Annotated in this window: 17 protein-coding genes; 11 read left to right on the top strand and 6 right to left on the bottom strand. The window is 62.1% G+C overall.

Annotated features, from left to right (window positions below; translation table 11 throughout):
* The first annotated feature begins 17 nt into the window (after positions 1-17).
* A complete protein-coding gene (locus DOL89_RS09605; RefSeq protein ID WP_119678946.1) occupies positions 18-365 on the top strand; it encodes a hypothetical protein in 348 nt (115 codons plus the stop codon).
* A 61-nt stretch (positions 366-426) separates the two neighbouring features.
* Here the strand turns inward: DOL89_RS09605 and sppA are convergent, their stop codons facing one another.
* Positions 427-2,241, bottom strand: coding sequence for a signal peptide peptidase SppA (sppA, locus tag DOL89_RS09600; protein ID WP_162937430.1), 1,815 nt, complete (start codon positions 2,239-2,241; stop codon positions 427-429).
* Between the two features lie 158 nt (positions 2,242-2,399).
* Here sppA and pabB point away from each other — a divergent pair, with 158 nt between their 5' ends.
* The 3 genes from pabB to DOL89_RS09585 all read left to right on the top strand — a co-directional run bounded on the left by pabB (position 2,400) and on the right by DOL89_RS09585 (position 5,743).
* A complete protein-coding gene (gene pabB / locus DOL89_RS09595) occupies positions 2,400-3,830 on the top strand; it encodes an aminodeoxychorismate synthase component I (protein WP_119680350.1) in 1,431 nt (476 codons plus the stop codon).
* On the top strand, positions 3,827-4,582 hold the full coding sequence (locus DOL89_RS09590; RefSeq protein ID WP_119678944.1) for an aminotransferase class IV: 756 nt from the start codon (positions 3,827-3,829) through the stop codon (positions 4,580-4,582). Before pabB ends, DOL89_RS09590 begins: the two co-directional genes overlap by 4 nt.
* A gap of 204 nt (positions 4,583-4,786) precedes the next feature.
* A complete protein-coding gene (locus DOL89_RS09585; protein ID WP_162937429.1) occupies positions 4,787-5,743 on the top strand; it encodes an extracellular solute-binding protein in 957 nt (318 codons plus the stop codon).
* A gap of 20 nt (positions 5,744-5,763) precedes the next feature.
* Here DOL89_RS09585 and DOL89_RS26010 read toward each other — a convergent pair whose 3' ends face one another.
* Both DOL89_RS26010 and DOL89_RS09575 read right to left on the bottom strand, forming a co-directional pair.
* Complete coding sequence (locus DOL89_RS26010; protein ID WP_225889965.1) at positions 5,764-6,006, bottom strand: sensor histidine kinase; 243 nt, start codon at positions 6,004-6,006, stop codon at positions 5,764-5,766.
* A 40-nt stretch (positions 6,007-6,046) separates the two neighbouring features.
* Positions 6,047-6,907 carry a hypothetical protein gene (locus tag DOL89_RS09575; protein WP_162937428.1) on the bottom strand — a complete coding sequence of 287 codons (861 nt, stop codon included), beginning with the start codon at positions 6,905-6,907 and terminating at the stop codon, positions 6,047-6,049.
* A gap of 354 nt (positions 6,908-7,261) precedes the next feature.
* Between DOL89_RS09575 and DOL89_RS09570 the strand changes: the two genes are divergently transcribed.
* Positions 7,262-8,281: a response regulator gene (locus DOL89_RS09570; RefSeq protein WP_119678940.1), complete on the top strand. Its 1,020-nt coding sequence runs from the start codon at positions 7,262-7,264 to the stop codon at positions 8,279-8,281.
* Between the two features lie 35 nt (positions 8,282-8,316).
* Here the strand turns inward: DOL89_RS09570 and DOL89_RS09565 are convergent, their stop codons facing one another.
* Positions 8,317-9,165 (bottom strand): phytanoyl-CoA dioxygenase family protein, encoded by an 849-nt coding sequence (locus tag DOL89_RS09565; RefSeq protein WP_119678939.1) that lies wholly within the window; start codon positions 9,163-9,165, stop codon positions 8,317-8,319.
* A gap of 260 nt (positions 9,166-9,425) precedes the next feature.
* On the opposite strand from DOL89_RS09565, the gene DOL89_RS24845 reads away from it, so the two are divergent.
* The 3 genes from DOL89_RS24845 to DOL89_RS09550 all read left to right on the top strand — a co-directional run bounded on the left by DOL89_RS24845 (position 9,426) and on the right by DOL89_RS09550 (position 12,861).
* Positions 9,426-9,581 carry a hypothetical protein gene (locus DOL89_RS24845; protein WP_162937427.1) on the top strand — a complete coding sequence of 52 codons (156 nt, stop codon included), beginning with the start codon at positions 9,426-9,428 and terminating at the stop codon, positions 9,579-9,581.
* Positions 9,582-10,007: 426 nt separating this feature from the next.
* Complete coding sequence (locus tag DOL89_RS09555) at positions 10,008-11,342, top strand: DUF6538 domain-containing protein (RefSeq protein ID WP_119678937.1); 1,335 nt, start codon at positions 10,008-10,010, stop codon at positions 11,340-11,342.
* A gap of 847 nt (positions 11,343-12,189) precedes the next feature.
* Entirely contained in the window at positions 12,190-12,861 is a 672-nt protein-coding gene (locus DOL89_RS09550) for a recombinase family protein (RefSeq protein ID WP_318658490.1), read from the top strand.
* A 28-nt stretch (positions 12,862-12,889) separates the two neighbouring features.
* On the opposite strand, the gene DOL89_RS24840 is transcribed toward DOL89_RS09550, so the two are convergent.
* Positions 12,890-13,633: a hypothetical protein gene (locus tag DOL89_RS24840; RefSeq protein WP_162937426.1), complete on the bottom strand. Its 744-nt coding sequence runs from the start codon at positions 13,631-13,633 to the stop codon at positions 12,890-12,892.
* Between the two features lie 329 nt (positions 13,634-13,962).
* Between DOL89_RS24840 and DOL89_RS24835 the strand changes: the two genes are divergently transcribed.
* From DOL89_RS24835 to DOL89_RS09530, 3 genes are all read left to right on the top strand, one after another.
* Positions 13,963-14,103 (top strand): hypothetical protein, encoded by a 141-nt coding sequence (locus DOL89_RS24835; protein ID WP_162937425.1) that lies wholly within the window; start codon positions 13,963-13,965, stop codon positions 14,101-14,103.
* Between the two features lie 817 nt (positions 14,104-14,920).
* Entirely contained in the window at positions 14,921-16,132 is a 1,212-nt protein-coding gene (locus tag DOL89_RS09540; protein ID WP_119678934.1) for a hypothetical protein, read from the top strand.
* A gap of 413 nt (positions 16,133-16,545) precedes the next feature.
* Complete coding sequence (locus tag DOL89_RS09530; RefSeq protein WP_162937424.1) at positions 16,546-17,658, top strand: AAA family ATPase; 1,113 nt, start codon at positions 16,546-16,548, stop codon at positions 17,656-17,658.
* A gap of 772 nt (positions 17,659-18,430) precedes the next feature.
* Here DOL89_RS09530 and DOL89_RS09525 read toward each other — a convergent pair.
* Complete coding sequence (locus DOL89_RS09525; protein WP_162937423.1) at positions 18,431-19,903, bottom strand: site-specific integrase; 1,473 nt, start codon at positions 19,901-19,903, stop codon at positions 18,431-18,433.
* Between the last annotated feature and the right edge of the window lie 46 nt (positions 19,904-19,949).

Here is a 19,949-nt window from a genome sequence, read left to right as displayed (position 1 = left end):
TACAGGAGCTTGGCACGATGAACAGCAACCGTGGCGACGACCGCCGGGACAAGGCGACGGAGCGGGAAAAGCGCCTGACCCGGAGTGGACTGGGCGCTGGGGACAGCGATCCGACCCGCACCCGCGTCGCCGGCACCATGATGGACCCGCTGGCCGAACCGGCCCCGCGCGAGGGCGGCGGCCGGGGCGAGCATCCCGGCGCGCCGAATCCGCCGGCCACCCCGCCCCACGCGGATGCCGCGCCGGGCGTCGATCTGGCGAAGACCTCGTCCCGCGATGCGGCGGGAGGCGGGGACGAGGTGGCGCGCAATCAGGGCTCCATGGGCCGCCGCAACACCCCGTCGGAGACCAAGCCGATCGGCTGAATGACCGTACTTTCAAGGATGGGAGCCGGCGTGACCGGCTCCCCCCATCCGGACGGTTCCGTCAGAGACCCTGGCCGGTGATGGAAACGGGACGCATCATCACGATGGTCTCCTCCGGCGAGGGGGCAGCGAGCCAGGGGGCCAGGGTCTTCATCACCGGCCGCGCCCCTACCAGCACATCGCCGAAGGATCGGCTCAGCAGTCCCGCGGCGATGTCGGCGCGGACGTCGCCGCTGATCAGGTCCATGACATAGGCGAACTGGCTCTTGCTCTCCGGAAAGAGGAGGGTGCGAACCGGCGCGTCGGGGGCCAGCCCCATCACCTCGCGGAGCTGGGCCAGGGCCACGTCGTAGCCGCCCAGCGCATCCACCAGTCCGATCTCCTGCGCCTGCCGGCCGGTATAGACCCGACCGCGCGCGATCTCCTGCACCTTCTCCAGCGGAAGCTTGCGGCCGTTGGCGACGCCGGCGGTGAAGCGGGCGTAGATGTCGTCCAGCATGACGTTCAGCCGCTCCTGCTCGCTCTCGCTGAAGGACGAGTTGGAGGACCACATGCCGGCATTGGCCCCGACCTCGATCCGGGCGGTGCCGACGCCGGCCCATTCCTGAAGTCCGCTGGTCACCAGCTTGCCGTACAGCACGCCGATGGAGCCCGTCAGGGTTCCGGGCTGGGCCACGATGCGGTCGGCGTCCATGGCGACCCAGTAGCCGCCGGAACCGGCCACGTCGCCCATCGAGATCACCACCGGCTTGCCGGCCTCGCGGGCCCTCTGCACGGCGCGGCGCACCACCTCCGACCCGACGGGGGAGCCGCCGGGGCTGTCCACCCGGAACAGGATGCCGCGGACACTCTCATTCTCCACCGCCTTGTCGAATGCCTCCGCGATGCTGGCGGGGCCGAAGCTCTGTTCACCCGACAGCGGGTCCACGTTTCCTTCGCCGCGGTAGATCGGGCCGGAGCCGATGATCACCGCCACGGCGGGCGCGTCGGACGGCGGCGTGGGATCGGCGATGCCGGCATAATCCAGCAGGTCCATCTCCTCCGGCGCCGGCCCGTCGCCGCTGGTGAAGGCGCGGTCCATGGCGGTCTGGGTCAGCTCGTCATAATAGGCCAGCCGGTCGATGAGCTTGAACTCCAGAGCCTCACGGTCCAGCAGCGGCGCCCGGTCGACGGCGGCCCGCACCCCTTCCGCATCGAGGTTCCGGGAGCTGGCGACGCCGGCCACCCATTGGTCGAAGAGATCGCCGATCAGGGAGGCCGTCATCTCCTGGTTGGCCTGGGTCGGCTCCCGCTCCATGAAGGTCTCGGCGGCGGTCTTGTACTCATGCCGCTTGGCGAATTCCGGCTGGACGTAGATCTTTTCCAGCGTGCCGCCATAGACCTGCAGCTCCGCCGCGATGCCGTTGACGCCCAGCGTGCCCACCGGCTGCATCCAGACCTCGTCGAAGGCGGAAGCCAGATAGTAGCTGAGCATCCCGGAACCTGCTTCGCCGAAGCTTTCGGAATGGATCAGGGCGAACTTGCCGCTCTGCCGGAAGCGGCCGACGGCGTCGCGCAGCTCCTGGGTCGCGCCCCAGCCCACGGTGGAGTCGCCGATGCGGCCGACCAGCCCCTTGACGCGATCATCCTTTGCCGCCCGGTCGATGGCCGCCACCAGCTCCCGCACAGTGGGATTGTGCCCGCCGAGCAGGCCGGCCAGCGGGTCCTCCGGCGTCTTTTCCAGCAGCGGAGTCTCAAAATCGAATTCGAGCACGACGCGCTCCGGCACTTCCGGCGCTCCGGGGGCGAAGGCCCACAGGGCCGCCACCATCCCGCCGAACAGCAGCACGACGAGGAAGCCTACGACCGCGAAAATCCTGACGATGATCCGCATCATGAAGGACGAACTCTCCTGACGGTTGGCGCGGGGAAAGACCCCGGCGCGCGCAGAATGGAGTAAGCCGGAGCAGTTTTCCATCCTGGCATGCGACTGCGCGACGACAGGCGCCGGGAGGCCCGTTGTTGGGCGGGCCGCATCCGTCTATGGTCCCGGCCATGAGTCCGCAGCCCGTCATCCTGCCGATCCCGGCCGCCGATCCGGCCGCCGCCTTCGCCGCCCTGGCGGGGGAGGCTGGCGCTATCCTGTTGGACGGGGCCGCTGCGGAGGATCCGGGCCGGGCACGGTATTCCTATATCTGCGCCGCTCCTGAAGCCTGGCTGGATGTCCGGGGCGGCCGGGTGCTGCTGGACGGCCGCCCTGTGGAAGGAGAGCCCTTCTCCCTTCTGGAGCAGCTGCTCGGCCCGCGGCGGGCGGCGGTGCCGGGGCTGCCGCCGTTCCAGGGCGGCCTTGCCGGATATCTGGGATACGAATTGGGTGGTTGGCTGGAGCGGCTGCCGGAGCCGCAGTCGGTCGGGCTTGACCTCCCGGACATGGCGGTCGGCCTGTACGACACGGTGGCGGCTTTTGACCATGTGGCGGGCGATGCCTGGGTGATCGCCCATGGGCCGGAGGCGGAACGGCGTGCGCAGACGATGGCCGGACGGCTGGCCGCCGGGTGGGACCTGCACCAGACGCCGACCGACCGCGCCCTGCTCTCCGGGCCGGGATGGCGGGCGGAGATGACGCCCGATGACTACCGCGCCGCGGTGGGAAGAGTGCTGGATTATATCCAGGCCGGCGACATCTATCAGGCCAACCTGACGCAGCGCTTCCTGGGCAGGCTGTCGCCGGGAGCCACGGCCTGGGACGCCTATCTGCGCCTGCGGCCCCGGACGGCGGCCCCATTCTCCGCCTTTCTGGAGCTGGGGGAGGGGCGGGCGCTGGCGTCGGGCTCCCCGGAACGGTTCCTGAACCTGTCCGCCGAGGGGCGGATCGAGACCCGTCCGATCAAGGGCACCCGCCCGCGCGGAGCCACGCCGGACGAGGATGCCGCCCTGGCAGACGAGCTGCGGGGCAGCGAAAAGGACCGGGCGGAGAACCTGATGATCGTGGACCTGCTGCGCAACGACCTGTCGCGCGTGGCGGAGATCGGCAGCGTGCGGGTGCCGAGCCTGTGGGCGCTGGAGAGCTACCGTACCGTCCATCACCTGAGCAGCGTGGTGGAGGCGCGGCTGCAGCCCGGCCTGGGGCCGGTGGACCTGCTGCGGGCGGCCTTCCCCGGCGGCTCCATCACCGGCGCGCCGAAGATCCGGGCCATGGAGATCATCCGGGAACTGGAGCCGGCGCGGCGCGGCGCCTATTGCGGGTCCGTCGTCTGGATCGGGCGCGACGGGGCGATGGACAGCTCCATCGTCATCCGCACCTTGGCTGTTTCCGGCGGGTGGGTGCAGGCGCAGGCCGGCGGCGGCATCGTCGCCGACAGCGAGCCGGAGGCGGAGTACCATGAGTGCCTGACCAAGGCGCGCGCCCTGCTGACTGCGCTCGACCCCGACATGGCCTGGCCGCCGGCTGCCGGCCATCCCGAAGGGCTGGAGGCAGCGGAATGAGCGTGCTGTGGCTGGGACAAGGGCTGGTCGACAGCGCCGAAGCGCGGATCGATCCCGCCGACCGGGGGCTGCTGCTGGGCGACGGGCTGTTCGAGACCATGCGCATGGATGGCGGGACCGTGCAGCGACTCGAGGCCCATCTGGCCCGGCTCCGCCAGGGGGCGGATATCATCGGCCTGCCGGTGCCCCTGACGGACGATGCCCTGGTAGATGCGCTGGGAGAGGTGGCGAAGGCGAATGGACTGACGGATTGCGCCCTGCGCCTGACGCTGACCGCCGGGACCGGGCCGCGCGGATTGCTGCGGGCGGAACCGCCGCGACCGACTTTGATGATCGCCGCCGCTCCCCTGCCGCCGCCGCCCGGGCCGGCGGTGCTGGCGGTCGCTACATGCACGCGGCGGAACGAGCATTCTCCGGTGTCCCGCATCAAAAGTATTAACTATCTCGATGGCATCATGGCGCGGCGGGAGGCGCAGGCGCTGGGCGCCGACGATGCCGTGCTGATGAACACGGCGGGGAGGGTTGCGGAGGCGAGCGCCGCCAACATCTTCCTTCTGCTGGATTGCGGATGGGTTACGCCGCGCGTGGAAGAGGGGGCGCTGCCCGGCACCATGCGTGCGGCGATGATCGGGGCCTGGAACGCCGAGGAGCGGGCGGTCAGCGTGCAGGACCTCCGCCGTGCCGACGCGATCGTACTGACCAGCGCCTTGGGCGTGCGTGAGGTGAAGGGGCTTCTTCCCGCGGCGGATTGAGACTTTCCGGACCCTGTCCGGCGCACTAGTGTAGGACGGATTTTACGTTTGATTACAGCGGCTCGGAGAGGTTCCGGAGTGGGGCGGGGTTCGAAATCGATGTGGAGACGCTTCGCCGGCCTGTCGGCAGCGCTGCAACTCCTATCGGCGCTCCTTCTCGCCCCGCTCCCCGCAATGGCCTCGGGCGATCCGATGGCGTCGGGAATGCTGACAAGACTCACCGTGGTTTCCACGCTCCAGCGGGAGAACATGCGGCCGTTCAAGGAGGCGTTCGAGGCCGAGAACCCCGACATCCGCCTGACCATGCGCACCCTCGGCAATGGCACCGTCACTGATGCCCTGATGGCCCAGGCGGAGGTGGCGGATGGGATCGACGTGATCTGGGGCCTGTCAGCCGCTTCGATGATCCTGCTGCGGGATGCCGGCCTGCTGCTTCCCTACACGCCCTCGGGCGCTGAGCGGGTCGAGGTCCGGTTCAAGGATGCGAGAGTACCAGCCGCCTGGGTCGGCGGCGGCATCTGGACCACGGCGCTGTGCGCCGCGACGGGGCTGGGCGACAGGTTGCCAGCGGCCTGGAGCGACCTGACGCATCCGTCCTGGCGCGGCCGGATCGCCATGCCCAGCCCGGTGAGCAGCGGCGTGGGCATGGCCCTCGTGGGCGGCTGGCTTCTCAGCATGGGAGAGGAGCGTGCCTGGGCCTTCATGGATGCGCTGCACGAGAACATGGTGGTCTATACGCAGGAAGGCAGCAAGGCCTGCCGCATGGTCTCGACCGGCGCCATCGATATCGGCCTGTCCTTCGATTACCGGGCGACCCATACCAAGGCCCAGACCAAGGCCGTGGTGCCGGTGTTTCCTGATGGTCTCGGCTGGGATGTCAGCGCTGCCGCCATCCTGACGACAACGAAAAATGCGGACGCGGCGCGCCGCTTCGCCGACTGGTCCGCCAGCGACCGTGCCCGCCGCTTCTATGCCGACGCGCTCGACTTCTCCATGGTTGCCAGCGGTGAGGTGAACCGGGAGCTTCCCGATCTTCCGCCCGACCTCGCGAAGCGGCTGGCCCCGATGGACTTCACCTGGCTCGCCGCCAACCGGGAGCGGATCATCGCCACCTGGATCAAGCGCTATGGCACCAAAATGGAAGCGCCAGCCGCCGAATAGGTGCAGGTCCGCGGCTGGTTTCAGGTGCGGGCGCGGGGAAGTTCAATGATGAATTCGGCTCCCTGTCCTGGATCGCTTCGGCAACCGATACGGCCGCCGAACAAGCCGATGGCGCGTCGCGCAAAGGCAAGGCCGATGCCGGCGCCACCGGACCGGCCGGAATGGAAAGGTTCGAAGATGCGGGCCAGGTCCGCCGGAGCTATGCCGATGCCGTTGTCCCGGACGTGAAGGCGGTTGTCCCGCTCGCCGGCCCGAAGGCGGATTTGCAGGACGGGGGAAGCGCCGCAACCAAGCCAGTGCTTTTCAGAAAGGGCGCGCAGGCCGTTCTTGACTCAGGATGTCCGAACCGACATAGGTAAAGTCGCATTCCGCCGGTTCCCAGCGGACCAGCTCCCGCTCGCCCGGGCGGAAGGGATAGGCGTCCAGCGCGGCTGAGACCGTGCCGGACATGCTGTGCGGGGCGAAATTGCGGCTGTCCAGCCGGTCGCCGGCGATGTTGGCCAGCAGCGTGTCGATGACCGTATTGAAATGGGCGGCGTGGCGGATAATGCGTTCCAACGCCTGCCCGGTCTGGCTCCGCCCACCGGCGGCCATGTCCGATCCTGCCGGCGGCGTCCAGCCCTGCGCCAGCGCCCAGGCCCGTGCGGCTTCCAGCTCGGCGATATCCTCCCGCAGCCCCTCGGCGTCCAGCCGGATGCCCAGGAGCGGCGTGCGCATCTCGTGGGCGATCGAGCCGCTGACCGCCGCCACTGCCCGCATCCGCTCCGCCGTCAAATCTTCAATGGCGTCCTCGTTGTATTTGTAGACGACGGCTCCGACCAGCGCGTAGGCCAGGATGGGAAGATAGGCCAGGTGCGCGATGCCGAATTCCGCCCGCTCGGCCGTCAGCAGATAGGCGGCGATCCCGAGCCCCGTGCCGACGACCAACGCTGCAAGCATGTTGCGCAGGTCCAGGAGCAGAATCAGATAAAGGACGGAGCAGACGGCCGAAGCCATCCAGACGGCGTTCATGCCGTTCATCAGCGCCATGTAGGTGAAGAAGAACGGCAGGCAGAAGACGATCAGGGCGTAACAATAGACCGGCGCCGCCTGCTCCACAGCCGCCCTGTAAGGTCCGCGGTAATACAGCATCCCCCAGTAGAGCAGGCAGGCCGCACTCCCCACCAATCGCAGCCAAAAATTTTCATAAGGCTGCGGAAAGACGTTGGCCCAGGTGAAGAAGTATATTGGGAATCCGAGCGCGCCGACGATAACCGCATTCTTCGATTTCAGAAGAATGCTCCCGAACCGCGGTGTCTCCTGCATCGCCCATGGCTGCTTGATATCGTCCGATTCCGCTGATTTCGGCATGCCGCACGCTGGTTCGAGTAGAGGTCCCTGCTTTGGCAATCATACCGGACATCCGCCCGCCGGCCATCGCATCCAGCGAAGGCTATATTCTTTTAACAGGATTACTGGTGGTTGCGGGAATGTTGCCCGACATGTAGAAGTCTAAGAAGTTCCTTCCGGGAGGGTGCCATGGCGGGTGGGGGATGTGGTCGTCCTGGCGCAATTCCGCCCTACTGGCACCCGACCACGGTCGTCGCGGTGGATGACGATCCGCTGCTGCTGGAAAGTCTGGCGTTCCACCTGTCCCGGGCGCAACGCTGCGAGGCCTATGTCAGCCCGGTCCAGGCGCTGGCCGCGATCCTGGAACGGGGGCGGTCGGCCCGGCCGGATGGCTGGGTGCAGCCGCTGACGGTCAGCGACCTGAACGAGCTGCCGGGCGACCCGTCGGACCATGGGGTCCGCCTGCATCTCCGCAGCATCGCCGATATCATGGCCAATCCGCGGCGGGCGTCCGAGATTTCCGTGCTGGTGGTGGACTACGACATGCCGCAGATGGACGGGTTAGCCCTCTGCCGCGCCATTTCCCATCTGCCGATCCAGAAGATTCTGCTCACGGGCAAGGCCGATGAGCGACTGGCGGTCGATGCCTTCAACGAGGGGATCATCGACCGCTTCATCCTGAATCACGATCCAGATGTCCGCGGAAGGCTGAAAGCCGAGATCGCGCTTGCCGACGAGCGGTATTTCCGCGGGATAACGCGGTTCCTCGCGGATATCTTCCATGCCAACCACGATTTTCCGGCCGATCCCGACTTCGCAGGCTGGTTCGCGGCGGAGCGACAGAGGGATGGCATCGTCGAATATTATTTCTCGGTCGATCCGCCAGGTATGATCTGTTTCGACGCGCGGGGCCGTGGGCGCCTTCTGCTGGTGCAGGATCGTGAGCAGATCGAGGCGCACCGGGCGGACGCCTGGCACCAGCACGCTCCTGCGCATGTGTTGGACGGCATGGGGCGGGAAGACCGGCAGCCCTGGTTCGCGGAATGGGGCGAGGGGCGGGACGACCTTCCGCGCTGGGCGATCCATCCGGCCAGCAGGGTCGGGCAGGGGGAGCGCTTCTGGTGCAGCTGGCTCGACCTTCCAGCCTCCCTCCAGGAGCGGATCAGGCCGGCGCTGGAGGGAGACCGCTTCCGCCGCTATGGAGCATAGCCGACGGTATGCAGCATCCCTCCGTAGGTGGCGGCTCAGAACCCGCGGGCCGGATTGTCTTCCCCACGCTGCAGCCAGTTGTCCGCCGGCCAGGGCAGCGCCCCGTCCACAACATGGACGGCATAAGCGTGGCGCGAGCGGTCGGAGCGGTTGGGGCCGGACAGGTGGGGCAGCAGCCCATGCAGCAGGACCAGCGTTCCAGCCGACGCTTCCAACGGAACGTAGCCGTTTTCCGGCGTCATTTCGGGCCACGGAGTCGGGTTGAGAGTGCGCATGGCCACGCCGCCTTCCGCCGTGCGGCCGAACAGGGACTTCAACCCGGCCCGGTGTCCGCCGGGAAGCGCCCAGAGGCAGCCATTCTCCACAGTCGCATGCTGTAGGGCGAACCACAGCCCGACCACGCTCGGCGGATCGGTATAGAGGAAAGTCGCATCCTGATGGCAGGTGACTTCGCCGCCGATGCGGGGTTGCTTGAAGATGTACATGGACTGCATCAGCACAGGCTGGAGCATGCCCAGATCGGTCATAATTGCGGCCAGCCGCCGGTCGCGCGATACGGCATCGAATTCAGGGTCGAGGTCGTGCAGGGCATGACCGATCTTGTTGATGGACAGCCGCTTCTCCTGGCGCAGTCGCCCATCCGCGTCGAACGCCTCCTCCTCGAAGAAGAAGCGGATGCGGTCACCGGAGGAAAGGAAGTAGGTGTCGGCGGCGTGCCGCTGGTCACGGGTCTGGAAGATGGTCCGGTGCGCATCCGCGTCGAAACCGTCGACCAGTTGCTCCGCACGCTGGACTAGCCTGGAACAGGCGCCGGCGTCCAGGAAGCCGGGCAGCATAAGGAATCCATCCCGGTGGAAGGCGGCGGTCTGGTCGGCGGTCAGCATGGGCGAACGGTATCCTCAGGCAGCGGAATGCCTATGGTACATCGCCTGCCGGCGCGGGCGAGAAAATCCCGGACCGGACCGGGAGGATCGGGCAGGGGAGGGCAGGCCGTCCGGGCGCCTCTGCGACCCGGACGCGGCGCATTCAACCGCGACTCGGGAAAACACAATTCCGCCAAGACCGTCGCCCGGAGACACGGGCGCGGATCAGCGGAGGTCAGAAAAGGAAAACAAAGCGCCGGCCTGCTGAAGAACAGCAGGCAGTGGAAAAGTATGCGCGGGAATATCCGGTCCTAGGCGACAATGTCGATGCGGCCGCCGCGAGAGCCCAGCCCAGCGGACATGATCTTCTCTGCCTGGGAGACCTGCTGGATAGTCTGGACGACTTTCTGCTGATTACGCTGCATGGCTTCCTGTGACACGTTGAGCATCTGGCTCCACCGTGCCCTGTTCCGATCCATAACCGACTGCGCAGCTTGAGTTAATGCGGCTGACATCTCCACCTCCCTCGACACTGCATAATCCTATGGCTTCTACCCCGATCTGCAAGCGCAAATGACGCATGCGTGCTCACGCTCAGCGGGAGCGCGGACATCGCGTTTGGGAAGACGTGCCCGGTGCGGCCGAGAACCTTCAAGGGAATGTGGCGGAGAGGGTGGGATTGTGCCTCGTCCGCTCAGAAACGGCAGTTTTCCTAGGCTTTCAGGCCCTGTGCGTTAGCCCGCTTTGTACCACCGCTTTGTATCCGCAGCAACGGCCTGTCTGATGAGGCTGCTTCCTAAGGTCGCTTGGATTGCCGTCCTGGATGCTAATTACATGAGGTAAAAGCTACCCTAGGGGCGGATATGGATAACGACACCCGGTACCTTATGCGTCGCTACCAGACTTGGTATGTGAAGGTCCGGGTTCCCAGGTCCTTAGAGGCTCAGGTTGGAAACACTCATATTATCCGTACCCTGAAGACCCATTCCCTAGATGAAGCCCGTGTTCTTCGCTGGCCCTTGGTGGCCCAAATTAAGGCTGAGCTTGCTGGCCTGGAGAAGGTCGGAAATCTAAGTGCCGCGACTAGGAAGGCCATAGAGGTCCGGAAGGCCATCCTAGCAGCGTCCAATGTTCCAGACCCTCTCACTGGTATGAGTGACCGGGATATTGCCATGGTGGTCCTGGAGACGCTTGCTGAGAAAGCCGCGGCCCAGGTGAGTGAGGGTCTTTCGCGTTCCCTGGTGCGGGGAGCACTGTCCAAATCACCCACCCTGAGGGAAACCTACGCTCTATGGCTGGTGGACCTAGAAGCATCTGAAGCGGCCCGGAAGACCGTCCATGATTATAAAACCAGTGTCTCCAAGTTCCTGGAGTGGGCGGATTCCAAGGGCATCCTCCTGGTCCATGAGGTCACCCGCCGCCATGCCGGGGATTATGTTTCCGATAAGCTCCAGGCAATGGCTAAGGACACCCGGAACCGGAACCTCAGCGGAATCAGTAACTGGTGGAAATGGCTTATCCAGAAGGGCCGCACCAAGGATGACCAAGCCAATCCTTGGGGAGGCCAGCGTGGAGCCGTAACCAAGAGCCGTGGAGGCAAGAAGGCCAAGGGCTGGGTGCCTTACACCACTGAAGAAATCTCCAACCTCCTGAGAACCCTGGAGGGGCCACTGGCTGACCTGTTTCGCCTGGGTCTGTTCACCGGGGGCCGTATCAATGAGCTAGCCAGCCTGAGGGCTAAGCATGTGGTGGAAAAGCATGGGGTCCGTTTCCTGTCCATTGAGGAAGGGAAGACTGAAGCCGCTATCCGCCATATCCCCATCCACCCCCAGATAGAGACGCTGGTGGATAGGCTCCTGAGGACCGCTGAGGCTGACCCAGGCGGCTGGTTCTTCCCGGATAGCGTCTTCCCGCCTGGAGGCTATGACAAGGATAAGGGCCATAGCGCCTCTAAGAAGTTCTCAGCGGCCCGTAGGGGAGCGGGGGTAGATAGGGCTGGCGTGGTCTTCCATTCCACCAGGAAGAACCTGATTGAGCTTCTGGAAGGGGCTGAGGTCCCGCTATCCACGGTCCAGTTGCTAGTGGGCCATGAGCGTAGGGACATGACCTTTGGACGCTATTCCAAGGGCGTCTGTGTGAACCTCAGCAGCGCCATTCAGAAGGTAGACTACGGGCCTGAGGTCAACGCCTTGGTCTGAGGTCCAAGGTTCTCCCAGGACACCCCCGGCCCACGGCTGGGGTCCCCATCTCCCCAGAAAACAGGCCCCCCTGTTCCGCGGGAGGGCTGAAGAGACCCCCTGGGGGGGATGAAGAGGGGGGGGGGCTTTGGTTTTCTCAGGGGGACCCCGGACTTGAAGGGTGGGACAACAACTAACAACTTTCCCTTTAGGTGCCTTTTTTGAATGGACCATTGATTGACCCCCTGGGGGTGGCTTCAGACCCCACCCCATCCTCTCACGGTGCTGGGCTAGCCTAAACGGCCCAACGTACTTCAGTTGCTAACGATGGGCGGGCGTGAGGAATGCCGCTTGGGATCAGGTCGGAAGCCTGAGAGAATCCAGCCCAAGACAGCGCCTATGATCCATAGAATGATTGGGGGTGCTATAATAAGCGATACTCCCAACGCAGCGCCGATGCGGGCATCGCTCACAATTCGGTGAAAGTTATGCTCATAGTTCTCATAGGTTCCGGAATAAAGCTGGCAGGCAACTCTTTCTTTTTTGGATAACCTCACCCAGGCTTCATACGAAGCTGAACACATGTCAGCGGGTAAGCTTGTGTTCGCATAGGCTTCCCTAGTTAGAATTTTGAGGAAGGCGAGTTCATAATCGTGTGAGAGTTGGTCATAAGCGCTGAAGCTAGTTCCAATCATCCAAAGCGCTGACAGAATGAGCCACGCACGGGAAAAACCTCGCGACCACCGAACATTCATATCGCTCCCCCTTCTTATGGCCCAACTAGTCTCGCTGGACGCCTGAGGATATTGCTTTACCTAAACAGGAAGGGGTATTACAAAACTCCGTAACGTTCGTTTGGCTGTTTTGGATGGGCACCATGGATGGGCGATTTGTGGCTTACTATCGGGTCTCCAGCGAAAAGCAGGGCCGCTCTGGGTTGGGTCTAGAGGCTCAGCGGGCAGCTGTCCGGGAGTACCTGAACGGTGGAAACTGGAAGCTCCTGGCTGAGTTCACTGAGGTAGAAAGCGGAAAGCTAAACAGCCGTCCGGAACTGGAGAAGGCAAGGGCCTACTGCCGGATGACAGGAGCCACCCTGGTTATTGCCAAGCTGGACCGCCTGAGCCGGAATGCAGCGTTCCTTCTGACCCTTAGGGACGCTGGGGTGAACTTCGTTGCAGTGGATATGCCAAACGCCAATCCCCTGACGGTGGGAATCATGGCTGTGGTGGCCCAGGATGAGCGTGAGCGGATCAGCCAGCGGACCAAAGCGGCTCTGGAGGCAGCTGAGGCCCGTGGGACGCGCCTGGGGAATCCCAACGGCTTCAGCGGCAAGGTTTACCGGGACGGCGGTAGGGCTGCGAAAGAGGCCGCAGACGGCTTTGCTGCCGCGGTCTTGCCCCAGGTGAAAGCTCTACAGGCTGAGGGGTTGAGCCTGAATGCTATTGCCAAGAAGCTAACAGAGATGGGAGCCAGGACGGCTCGTGGTGGAGCCTGGACGGCCCAGGCTGTGAAGAACGTCCTGGCTAGGGTTAATCCTTAGGGTGCGGGGCTGAAGTAGAGGTTATCATTTAGTCCTCAAGGGGGTAATAGTGAGTACTCGGCGAGTATCCGAACTGCGAAACATCTTCTAATGTTACATATCCGAGAATACGGATGCGGTGCATTAAATGCTTATAACGCTCATCATAAAGTGTGGCGTGGGGAGAGTCGGGTTGCACGTCACGTAGCTTCTTAAGTGAATCATTAAAGTGCTTCACCATTCTTCCAACTATTTGCATTTCTACCAACATAGGAGGGGGGTACTTTTGCGGATGAAAATTGGCCTCACCAGGAAAGCCAAAATCGCGTATTGTGACGACTCGGCCATCAGTGAAGTTGCCATCCTGTTGGCGTAGAAGAAACTTTTTCTCCTCAAACTCGTCAAAGTATGTTCCTAGCATCTCTAGGCTATTCATCGCATCATTCCGCTTTGCCTCTCTCTCATAGTTATCTACTGTTTTTCTATGAATATCCTTGGTCTGAGCTAATTCAGAGCGCGTTGCTTCTAATTCTCGCGATTGCAGAACAAGTGAGTAAAGGAGTGCCATGAAGCTTACGAAAGCAAAAATGGAGTTAAGAGTTCCTCCAACAAAATCCCCAAACGTTCCCCAAACACCTTGATCTGGGCTTAGACCTAAGTGGGCGAATTTATAAATGTAAGCCCCCCAAACCAGCGCGACAACTAGGAATGATGCCGCGATGATCCAGGGACGAGCCTTCCTGATTCTTTCATAACTGTCAGAATTACTAAACTGTCTTTCTTCTTCGGTCATTGAGAGCACTCAGTGTCGTTAGTGGATGGAGGGAGGCTCTAAAGCCTCCGCTCCCGGTTGGTTGCTATTTGTGTTTGGTGCGGGCCGCTATTACAAAGCCCATCCCATCTCTGGGGTTGGGTGGCAACGGCTCACCTTTTACAAAAGTACGCTCAACCCCAGTACGTCCTCCACGAGGAGCGATCAGTTTAAATTGACCAGACCGAGGGGCATACTGCCTAGGCTTCAGGTTTTTCACCAATTGGGCCTACCTAAGCCGCAGCAGCGAGCGCGTAGGGGTACGGCCCTGGAGGTGGAAGAACCTCCAGAGGCGCTGGAGGAGTTGAGGCATGACGCTGCCCGTGCTTAACCTCACTGACGCGGGCTGCATTTACGCCAAAGAACGCGGCAATGTCGTGCTGGCGATCACCACGGATAAGCATTCCCTTCATTACGGAAGCGTCAGCCGCGGTAGGGCTTTTCTGCCCTGAAGGTACATAGGTGCTCAATTTCGGCCTCTTACATTGTGTAAGCTGCCCCCTAGACACAACCAAGCTCCGCACGGTATGGGTTTTTGTACAGAGAGAACCTGTACGGACCCGGCGTTGCCTAGGGGACTACGGGAAACTGATGACGCGGCGGGAGAATTCTCCGGGCCGCGTTTTTTTTGCTATAGCTCTAGGTATCTGGTCAGCGCCTCCATCCTGTCGTTGCGCTAGATATAGCGCCGGACGAAAGGAACTCTACCACATTCGGGGGAGCTGCCAAGAGTCCGTACCTGTGGATAAGTGGGATAATGGGTGTATTTACGCGGGTCCAAGGGCACTTGCGGGCCACCATAAGCGAAGCAGGAAAATAAACCCAGGATAGCTGGAGGGCTAGTTGGTGCCTCAGGGAGCCGCTGGTGAAATTAAAGAGGGGGCTGACTGTCTCCTAACGCCCAGCGCCTCTCCAGCGCCAACACCAGGGTTCATGCGGGTTCTAAGCTGATCCGCAATCTAAAACCCCACCCTGAGAGAGGATAGCAGGTCAGGACCTTAGGATACCTCTAGGGATAACCCTAGAGACCTCCTGACTTCCTCCTAACTACATCCATACAAGACATATAGGATATCCATAGATGAGTAAGAACCGGGCCTATGGGGCCGGCGGAAAGCCCCTGTTTTTGCGTTTGAATGATACTGAACGGGCAGCTTGGGAGGGGCTAAAGTCTTCTCTGGAGGCTGAAGTTGGTTCCAGGATCAGCCATAGCCTGTTTGCTACATTGCTGATTAGCCGGTCCTGGGCTTCCCTGGGGCTGAGCCGATAATGGGTGTGGTAGCTAAGACCCTCTTTGGCGGAACCTCTACCGCCAAGACCACCACCACTAACGAACCCTGGAAGGCACAAAGCCCGTATCTTACGGATGCCTTTGGTTCTGCCCAGGATATCTATAACAGCCAGAAGGGAACGCCCTTCTACCAGGGTCCGCTTCATGCCGGTCTCAATGGCGTCCAGACGGGGGCCATTGGTCAGGTTCAGAACTGGACCAACGGAACCGGGGGCCAGCTTGCCCAGGGTGCCGCCAATGCGGCCCTGAGTGGTATGGGTAATGCCCAGACCTTTGGGGCCAATGCCGCCAACTTTGCCCAGGGTAACACAGGGGTTCAGAACCCTGTGGCTCCTGGGATGACCGGGACGCTGAATGATTATGCCCAGACCGCCCTCCAGGGTGCCTCTGGGGTCCAGAGTGGCCTTAATGGCGTCCTGTCTGGAGCCATGGCTGACCCTACCCAGGCCAACATCCAGGCAGCCCAGGCTTACGCCAACAATCCGGCTATGGATGGCATGATTGATGCCGCCTCCAGGGACGTTACCCGTGCCCTGGGTCAGGAGGTCCTGGGGTTGAACTCCCAGGCTACGGCTGGTGGCAACCTCAATAGCTCCCGTGCGGGGGCCGCTGAGGCTGTGGCTACTGCCCGTGCTGGGGACCGCATTGCTGATATCTCCAGCACCATGCGGGGCAACGCCTACCAGAGCGGTCTGGGGCTGGCTGAGAGTGCCCGGACCTCCAACCAGGGTGTGGCTTTGAGTGCCCTGGGTCAGCAAGCCGCCCAGGCTAACGCCGGCTTGGGTGCCCTGAGTTTCCTGGAGAACCAGCGCCAGTTTGACACAGGAACCGCCCTCCAGGGGAACGCCCAGCTTGGTCAGTCCGCGTCCCTTGGTTACCAGGGGGCTGGGGTGGCTCAGAACCTCCAGATGGGCAACCTTGATGCCCTGTTTGGGGCTGGTGGTCTGATGCAACAGGACACCCAGGGCCGGTATGATGCTGATTACCTACGCTGGCAGGGGGAGGACACCAGGGCTAATGACCTCCTGAACCGGTACTATGGGATCATTGGTGCGGATAAGTGGGGTGGGACCATGGTCAGCACCCAGCCTGTCCAAAAGCAGGGCCTTCTTCAGCAAGGGCTGGGCGTGGCTTCCATAGCTGCCGGTATAGGTGGCCAAGGCGGCTTTGGCCTCTGGGGCAATAAGTAACACAGACAGAACTATGGGCAGCCTTGGGGCCGGTAGCGGCTTCAGGGAACGCCCCAGCTTTGCCCTGAGGGGCGGAATAGGAAATGAACATGAATGATGGATTGAAGATGGCCCTGGGGACACCTGGGAAGCCTCAGGAGTGGCCTGAGGGCGCTGGGCAGTACCCTGGGGGCCTGGGGAGCCAGACAGCATCCTGGAGGCTCCTGTGTGTCCTATGGAGAAGCAACAGATTATCCGGGCTGCCCAGCGCCTGGAGGCCGATATGGGGGAGCTTCTGGCTCTCCTGCCGTCCAACGGTGTCCGGGGGGAGCTTAGGGCAGCCTGGAAGCGGCTGGGTAGGGCGATGAGGTCTGGGGAAGCATTCAAGGATAATGGCGGTAACGGTGCCCAGGTGGTGCCGGGGATGGCGGGCTATGCCGGTCACCGCTGAGACCCTGGAGGTTCCTGTAGACCTGGAGAGACGTAGGGCTGGGCTGAAGGCGTACAAGCCAAAGACGCTGGGTGATTACCTGGAACTTGAACCGCCACCTTGGGAGCCGGTCCTGGAGCCGTTCCTAGCCCGGAAATCAGCAATGATGATCTGGTCTCAGCCGGGAGTGGGAAAGACATGGCTGGGCCTTCAGATTGCTGTGGCTGTGGCTGGGGGCGGAACCATACAGGGCCTAGGCTGGAAAGCTCCCAAGCCGTGCAAGGTGGTCCTGTTTGATGGGGAAAATGGGCAGTTCACCCTTATCAGTCGTCTAAGGGCCATCATGGCGGACAACGCTATTGAAGGGCTGGACGTGGAGGCTGCTAAACGGAACCTCACCATTGTCTCCAGGGCTGATCCTGAGTGGCCCCAAGGATTGGACTTCTATGACCTGTCCACCCCAGCGGACCAGCGCATCATTGCTGAGACCGTGGAGGCCAAGGGCTATGGGCTAGTGATCCTGGACAACATCTCCAGCCTTGCCGATCGCTTCACGGATGAGAACAGCAACGATGAGGCCAAGGCGTTCCTCAGGGTGGTTATGGCAATCAAGCGGGTAGCGTCCGTCATTGTCATGCACCATTCCAGGAAGGCCCAGCAGGGCATGAAGGAGACCTTCCGTGGGGCAAGTGCCCTGGAGTTTCCGTTTGAGTTCTCCATGGGCCTCCTGAGGATTGCCGCTGATGATGACAGGCGGGATTTGCCGGGGGGCCGCATAGACGGCGCTGGATTCACCATCAGCATTTCCAAGCCTCACCGGGACCGCGTGGAGGTCAATGCGCTGGAGGGCCTAGCGTTTCTCCTGGGAGATTTTGGGCATTGGCTCCCTGTGCTTCCGGCAGAGGGGCAACGGGTGCTTCCGGCAAATGCCAAGGTGACAGATGAACGTCTCAGAGCCGCGGTTACCAGCCGCCGCTTTAGGACCCAGCGGCAATTGGCAGATTACCTAGGCGTCAATCCCAGCCAGATCACCAGAAGGATGAGGGGGCTGGGGCTGACCCTTCCTGAGCCGCTGGAGGGGCTTGCTGATGATGACGACGATGAAGGGGATTTCTGAGCCGCAAGGGGCGTTGCGGGCCTCCGGGTATCTCAGGAAGAAGCCATGAATGAAACTGGCAGAAATCCTAGGGGTTCAGAGGCGTTGCAGCGTTGCTTGCGGGGGAAACTCTAGAGACACGCAATCCGGCCCTGAAACCGGCCCCTGATCTAGGTTTGCCGCGTTGCGGGGCCACAAAAACACTATGGAGGACCCAGCCCATGCGCCGTAAGCGTCAGAAGATGGAACGGACAGTGACATTGGTAAGCGGGGACAGCCGGAAGACGCTTGAGGGTCCAGAGGCCAACAGGGTCTTGGAGAACCTGGGCAGCGTTGGGCTGAAGCTGAACAAGCACCCTATTCAGCAGCGAACAAGGTTAAAGCAACAGTAGCCGTCTGTAGAGAGTAGTTGTTGGTGTGTGAAGTCAGGCGGCTGAAGTGCTAAGAAAAAAGCTACGCACTCGTCAAGTGTATGAAGATTATAGCGTTTACCAAAATTATCTATTGGCGATAAATATCTTTGGAGGTATCTGTAGGCACCCTAACGATGATGGTGCGCCATGCTTCTTCAGCTTTCCCGCCGCTCCTTTCTCTTGCAAACGGCATCTCTGGAACTTGAGTTGTCCCTGGTAGGGTTCTTCATAGCCCGCCTGGGTTCCAGGGTGGCCTGTTGGTCAAAGGATGAAGGCTGGGTTCTGGAAAGGGTCTGAGCGGCCCTGAAACACCCCTACAACATGCCCCCGGTTCCGCTGAGATGGCTTTGGCTGTCCTGTGGAGCCGGGGGCTTTTTTTGTTAGCCGTGCCCCAGGGGTGAGGGAACTTGTTTCATCCACTCAGCCAAGGTTCTGACGGTAAAGCCTTCACCGTAGCTATCGCCCACGTCCCCGGATTTATGGCCCAGGAGGGCGTCTTGAACGTCCTTGGGGATGCGGGCCTTACGGCAAACATCCTTAAACCTGTGCCGCCAAGCGTGGTTAGGGGCCTTGCGTTTGTCCGTAATCCCTAAGCCGCGAACCCAGCGACCGAACACCTTGGTTCCATTTCCAGCCCTGCGCCCGTAGCGGTCTGGCGTAATATCTGGGAAGATCGGCGCGTTGGCGGGATGGGAGGCCACAAACTCCAGGAAACCCTCTCTGATAAGGATGGGGTGAACGGGAATCTGCCGTGCTGAACCTTCTGTCTTCAGCCGCTTCTGGAAGTCTGCATTGAGGTCCAGATAGGTGACGCCTTCCTCAGTCCTCACATCAGACGTGAGAAGCTGGCAAGCCTCATCCAGGCGGGCACCCGTGAAGGCTAGTATCCAAGGAACCCACCGCTTAGCACCCCGGAGCTTCCTAGCTTCCTGTAGGATCAATGCAGCTTCATCGTCGGTGAATGGCAGCTTCTTTGTCCCCGCGGCCTTTTTAGCCCGGACACGGATTCCGGCAAAGGGGTTCGCAGGAATCCGCTTGTTCTCCACACCCCAGTTCAAGACGGCGCTGAAAGCATGAAGGTAGTTTCTAACCGTGATAGCCCCGAGCTTTCCCAGTGCGTGTTCCTTCCAGCGTACTGCATCCTCAGCTGTTAGCTGGGCAGGACTGCTGTGACCCAGGAACTCCCCCAGGCGCTGGAACTTTCCGCCCCAATCATCGCGGGTCTTCTTCTGGGCACTAGTCTCCAAAGCCCAGCCGTCCAGAAGGTCATTGAAGGTGAGGCTGGTTGCTGAAGCGGTCCCAGGAGGCTTCCAGGCTGGAAAGGAAGCTAGGTGTGGGTCAGGAGCGTAGTTGCCTCTGACACGCTGGCTCAGGGTGTTGCAGAGCTTAACCTTGCTCCAGAACATCCGCTCAGCCAGCCGCTCACGGGTTGGCTCATCTAGCACCAGCCCTTGGGCCGTAAGCAGGGCCTGAACGTCCTCAGCCATATAAGCAGCAAGGCAGCCCTTCTCATCAGCCGCCGCCATCTCATCCAGTTGAAGGGTCCAGCGGGTTTCCTCCCCACTAGCTTCACCTGGATCAGCCTCATACCGCGCCAACTCCTGGCGGTACCACAGACCCACTAGGGCCATAAGCTGTTCCTGCGTAAGAGTCTGAGTCCCGTTCCTGGCACGGGCAAATAGCTGGTCAGTTTGCTCAGCAATCCTGAGATAGGCTTGACGGGCCTCAGCCGGGTCTCTGGTGCCCAGGCTAACCTTGATTTCCCGCCTCCCTATGGCCTCCCTCAGAGCTTCTGGAACCACTCTGCGGAAATAGAGCATCCCGGTCTTTGGATGGCGGAACGGCTGAGCCATGATCCTGACTGTATGCGGACGGAAAGAGGGCATTTGGACCACCGTT

The organism is Indioceanicola profundi, assembly GCF_003568845.1.
In the GTDB taxonomy this organism is placed as follows: domain Bacteria; phylum Pseudomonadota; class Alphaproteobacteria; order Azospirillales; family Azospirillaceae; genus Indioceanicola; species Indioceanicola profundi.
Note: the sequence above shows the minus strand (reverse complement) of the source record. Positions and strands in the feature narration are given on the sequence as shown.

Bases quoted from the DNA above. Each gene is read 5' to 3' on its own strand.
- DOL89_RS09605 (WP_119678946.1), top strand. From the start codon at position 18: ATGAACAGCAACCGTGGCGACGACCGCCGGGACAAGGCGACGGAGCGG.
- sppA (WP_162937430.1), bottom strand. From the start codon at position 2,241: ATGATGCGGATCATCGTCAGGATTTTCGCGGTCGTAGGCTTCCTCGTC.
- pabB (WP_119680350.1), top strand. From the start codon at position 2,400: ATGAGTCCGCAGCCCGTCATCCTGCCGATCCCGGCCGCCGATCCGGCC.
- DOL89_RS09590 (WP_119678944.1), top strand. From the start codon at position 3,827: ATGAGCGTGCTGTGGCTGGGACAAGGGCTGGTCGACAGCGCCGAAGCG.
- DOL89_RS09585 (WP_162937429.1), top strand. From the start codon at position 4,787: ATGCTGACAAGACTCACCGTGGTTTCCACGCTCCAGCGGGAGAACATG.
- DOL89_RS09570 (WP_119678940.1), top strand. From the start codon at position 7,262: ATGGCGGGTGGGGGATGTGGTCGTCCTGGCGCAATTCCGCCCTACTGG.
- DOL89_RS09565 (WP_119678939.1), bottom strand. From the start codon at position 9,165: ATGCTGACCGCCGACCAGACCGCCGCCTTCCACCGGGATGGATTCCTT.
- DOL89_RS09555 (WP_119678937.1), top strand. From the start codon at position 10,008: ATGGATAACGACACCCGGTACCTTATGCGTCGCTACCAGACTTGGTAT.
- DOL89_RS09550 (WP_318658490.1), top strand. From the start codon at position 12,190: ATGGGCACCATGGATGGGCGATTTGTGGCTTACTATCGGGTCTCCAGC.
- DOL89_RS24840 (WP_162937426.1), bottom strand. From the start codon at position 13,633: ATGACCGAAGAAGAAAGACAGTTTAGTAATTCTGACAGTTATGAAAGA.
- DOL89_RS24835 (WP_162937425.1), top strand. From the start codon at position 13,963: ATGACGCTGCCCGTGCTTAACCTCACTGACGCGGGCTGCATTTACGCC.
- DOL89_RS09540 (WP_119678934.1), top strand. From the start codon at position 14,921: ATGGGTGTGGTAGCTAAGACCCTCTTTGGCGGAACCTCTACCGCCAAG.
- DOL89_RS09530 (WP_162937424.1), top strand. From the start codon at position 16,546: ATGCCGGTCACCGCTGAGACCCTGGAGGTTCCTGTAGACCTGGAGAGA.
- DOL89_RS09525 (WP_162937423.1), bottom strand. From the start codon at position 19,903: ATGGCTCAGCCGTTCCGCCATCCAAAGACCGGGATGCTCTATTTCCGC.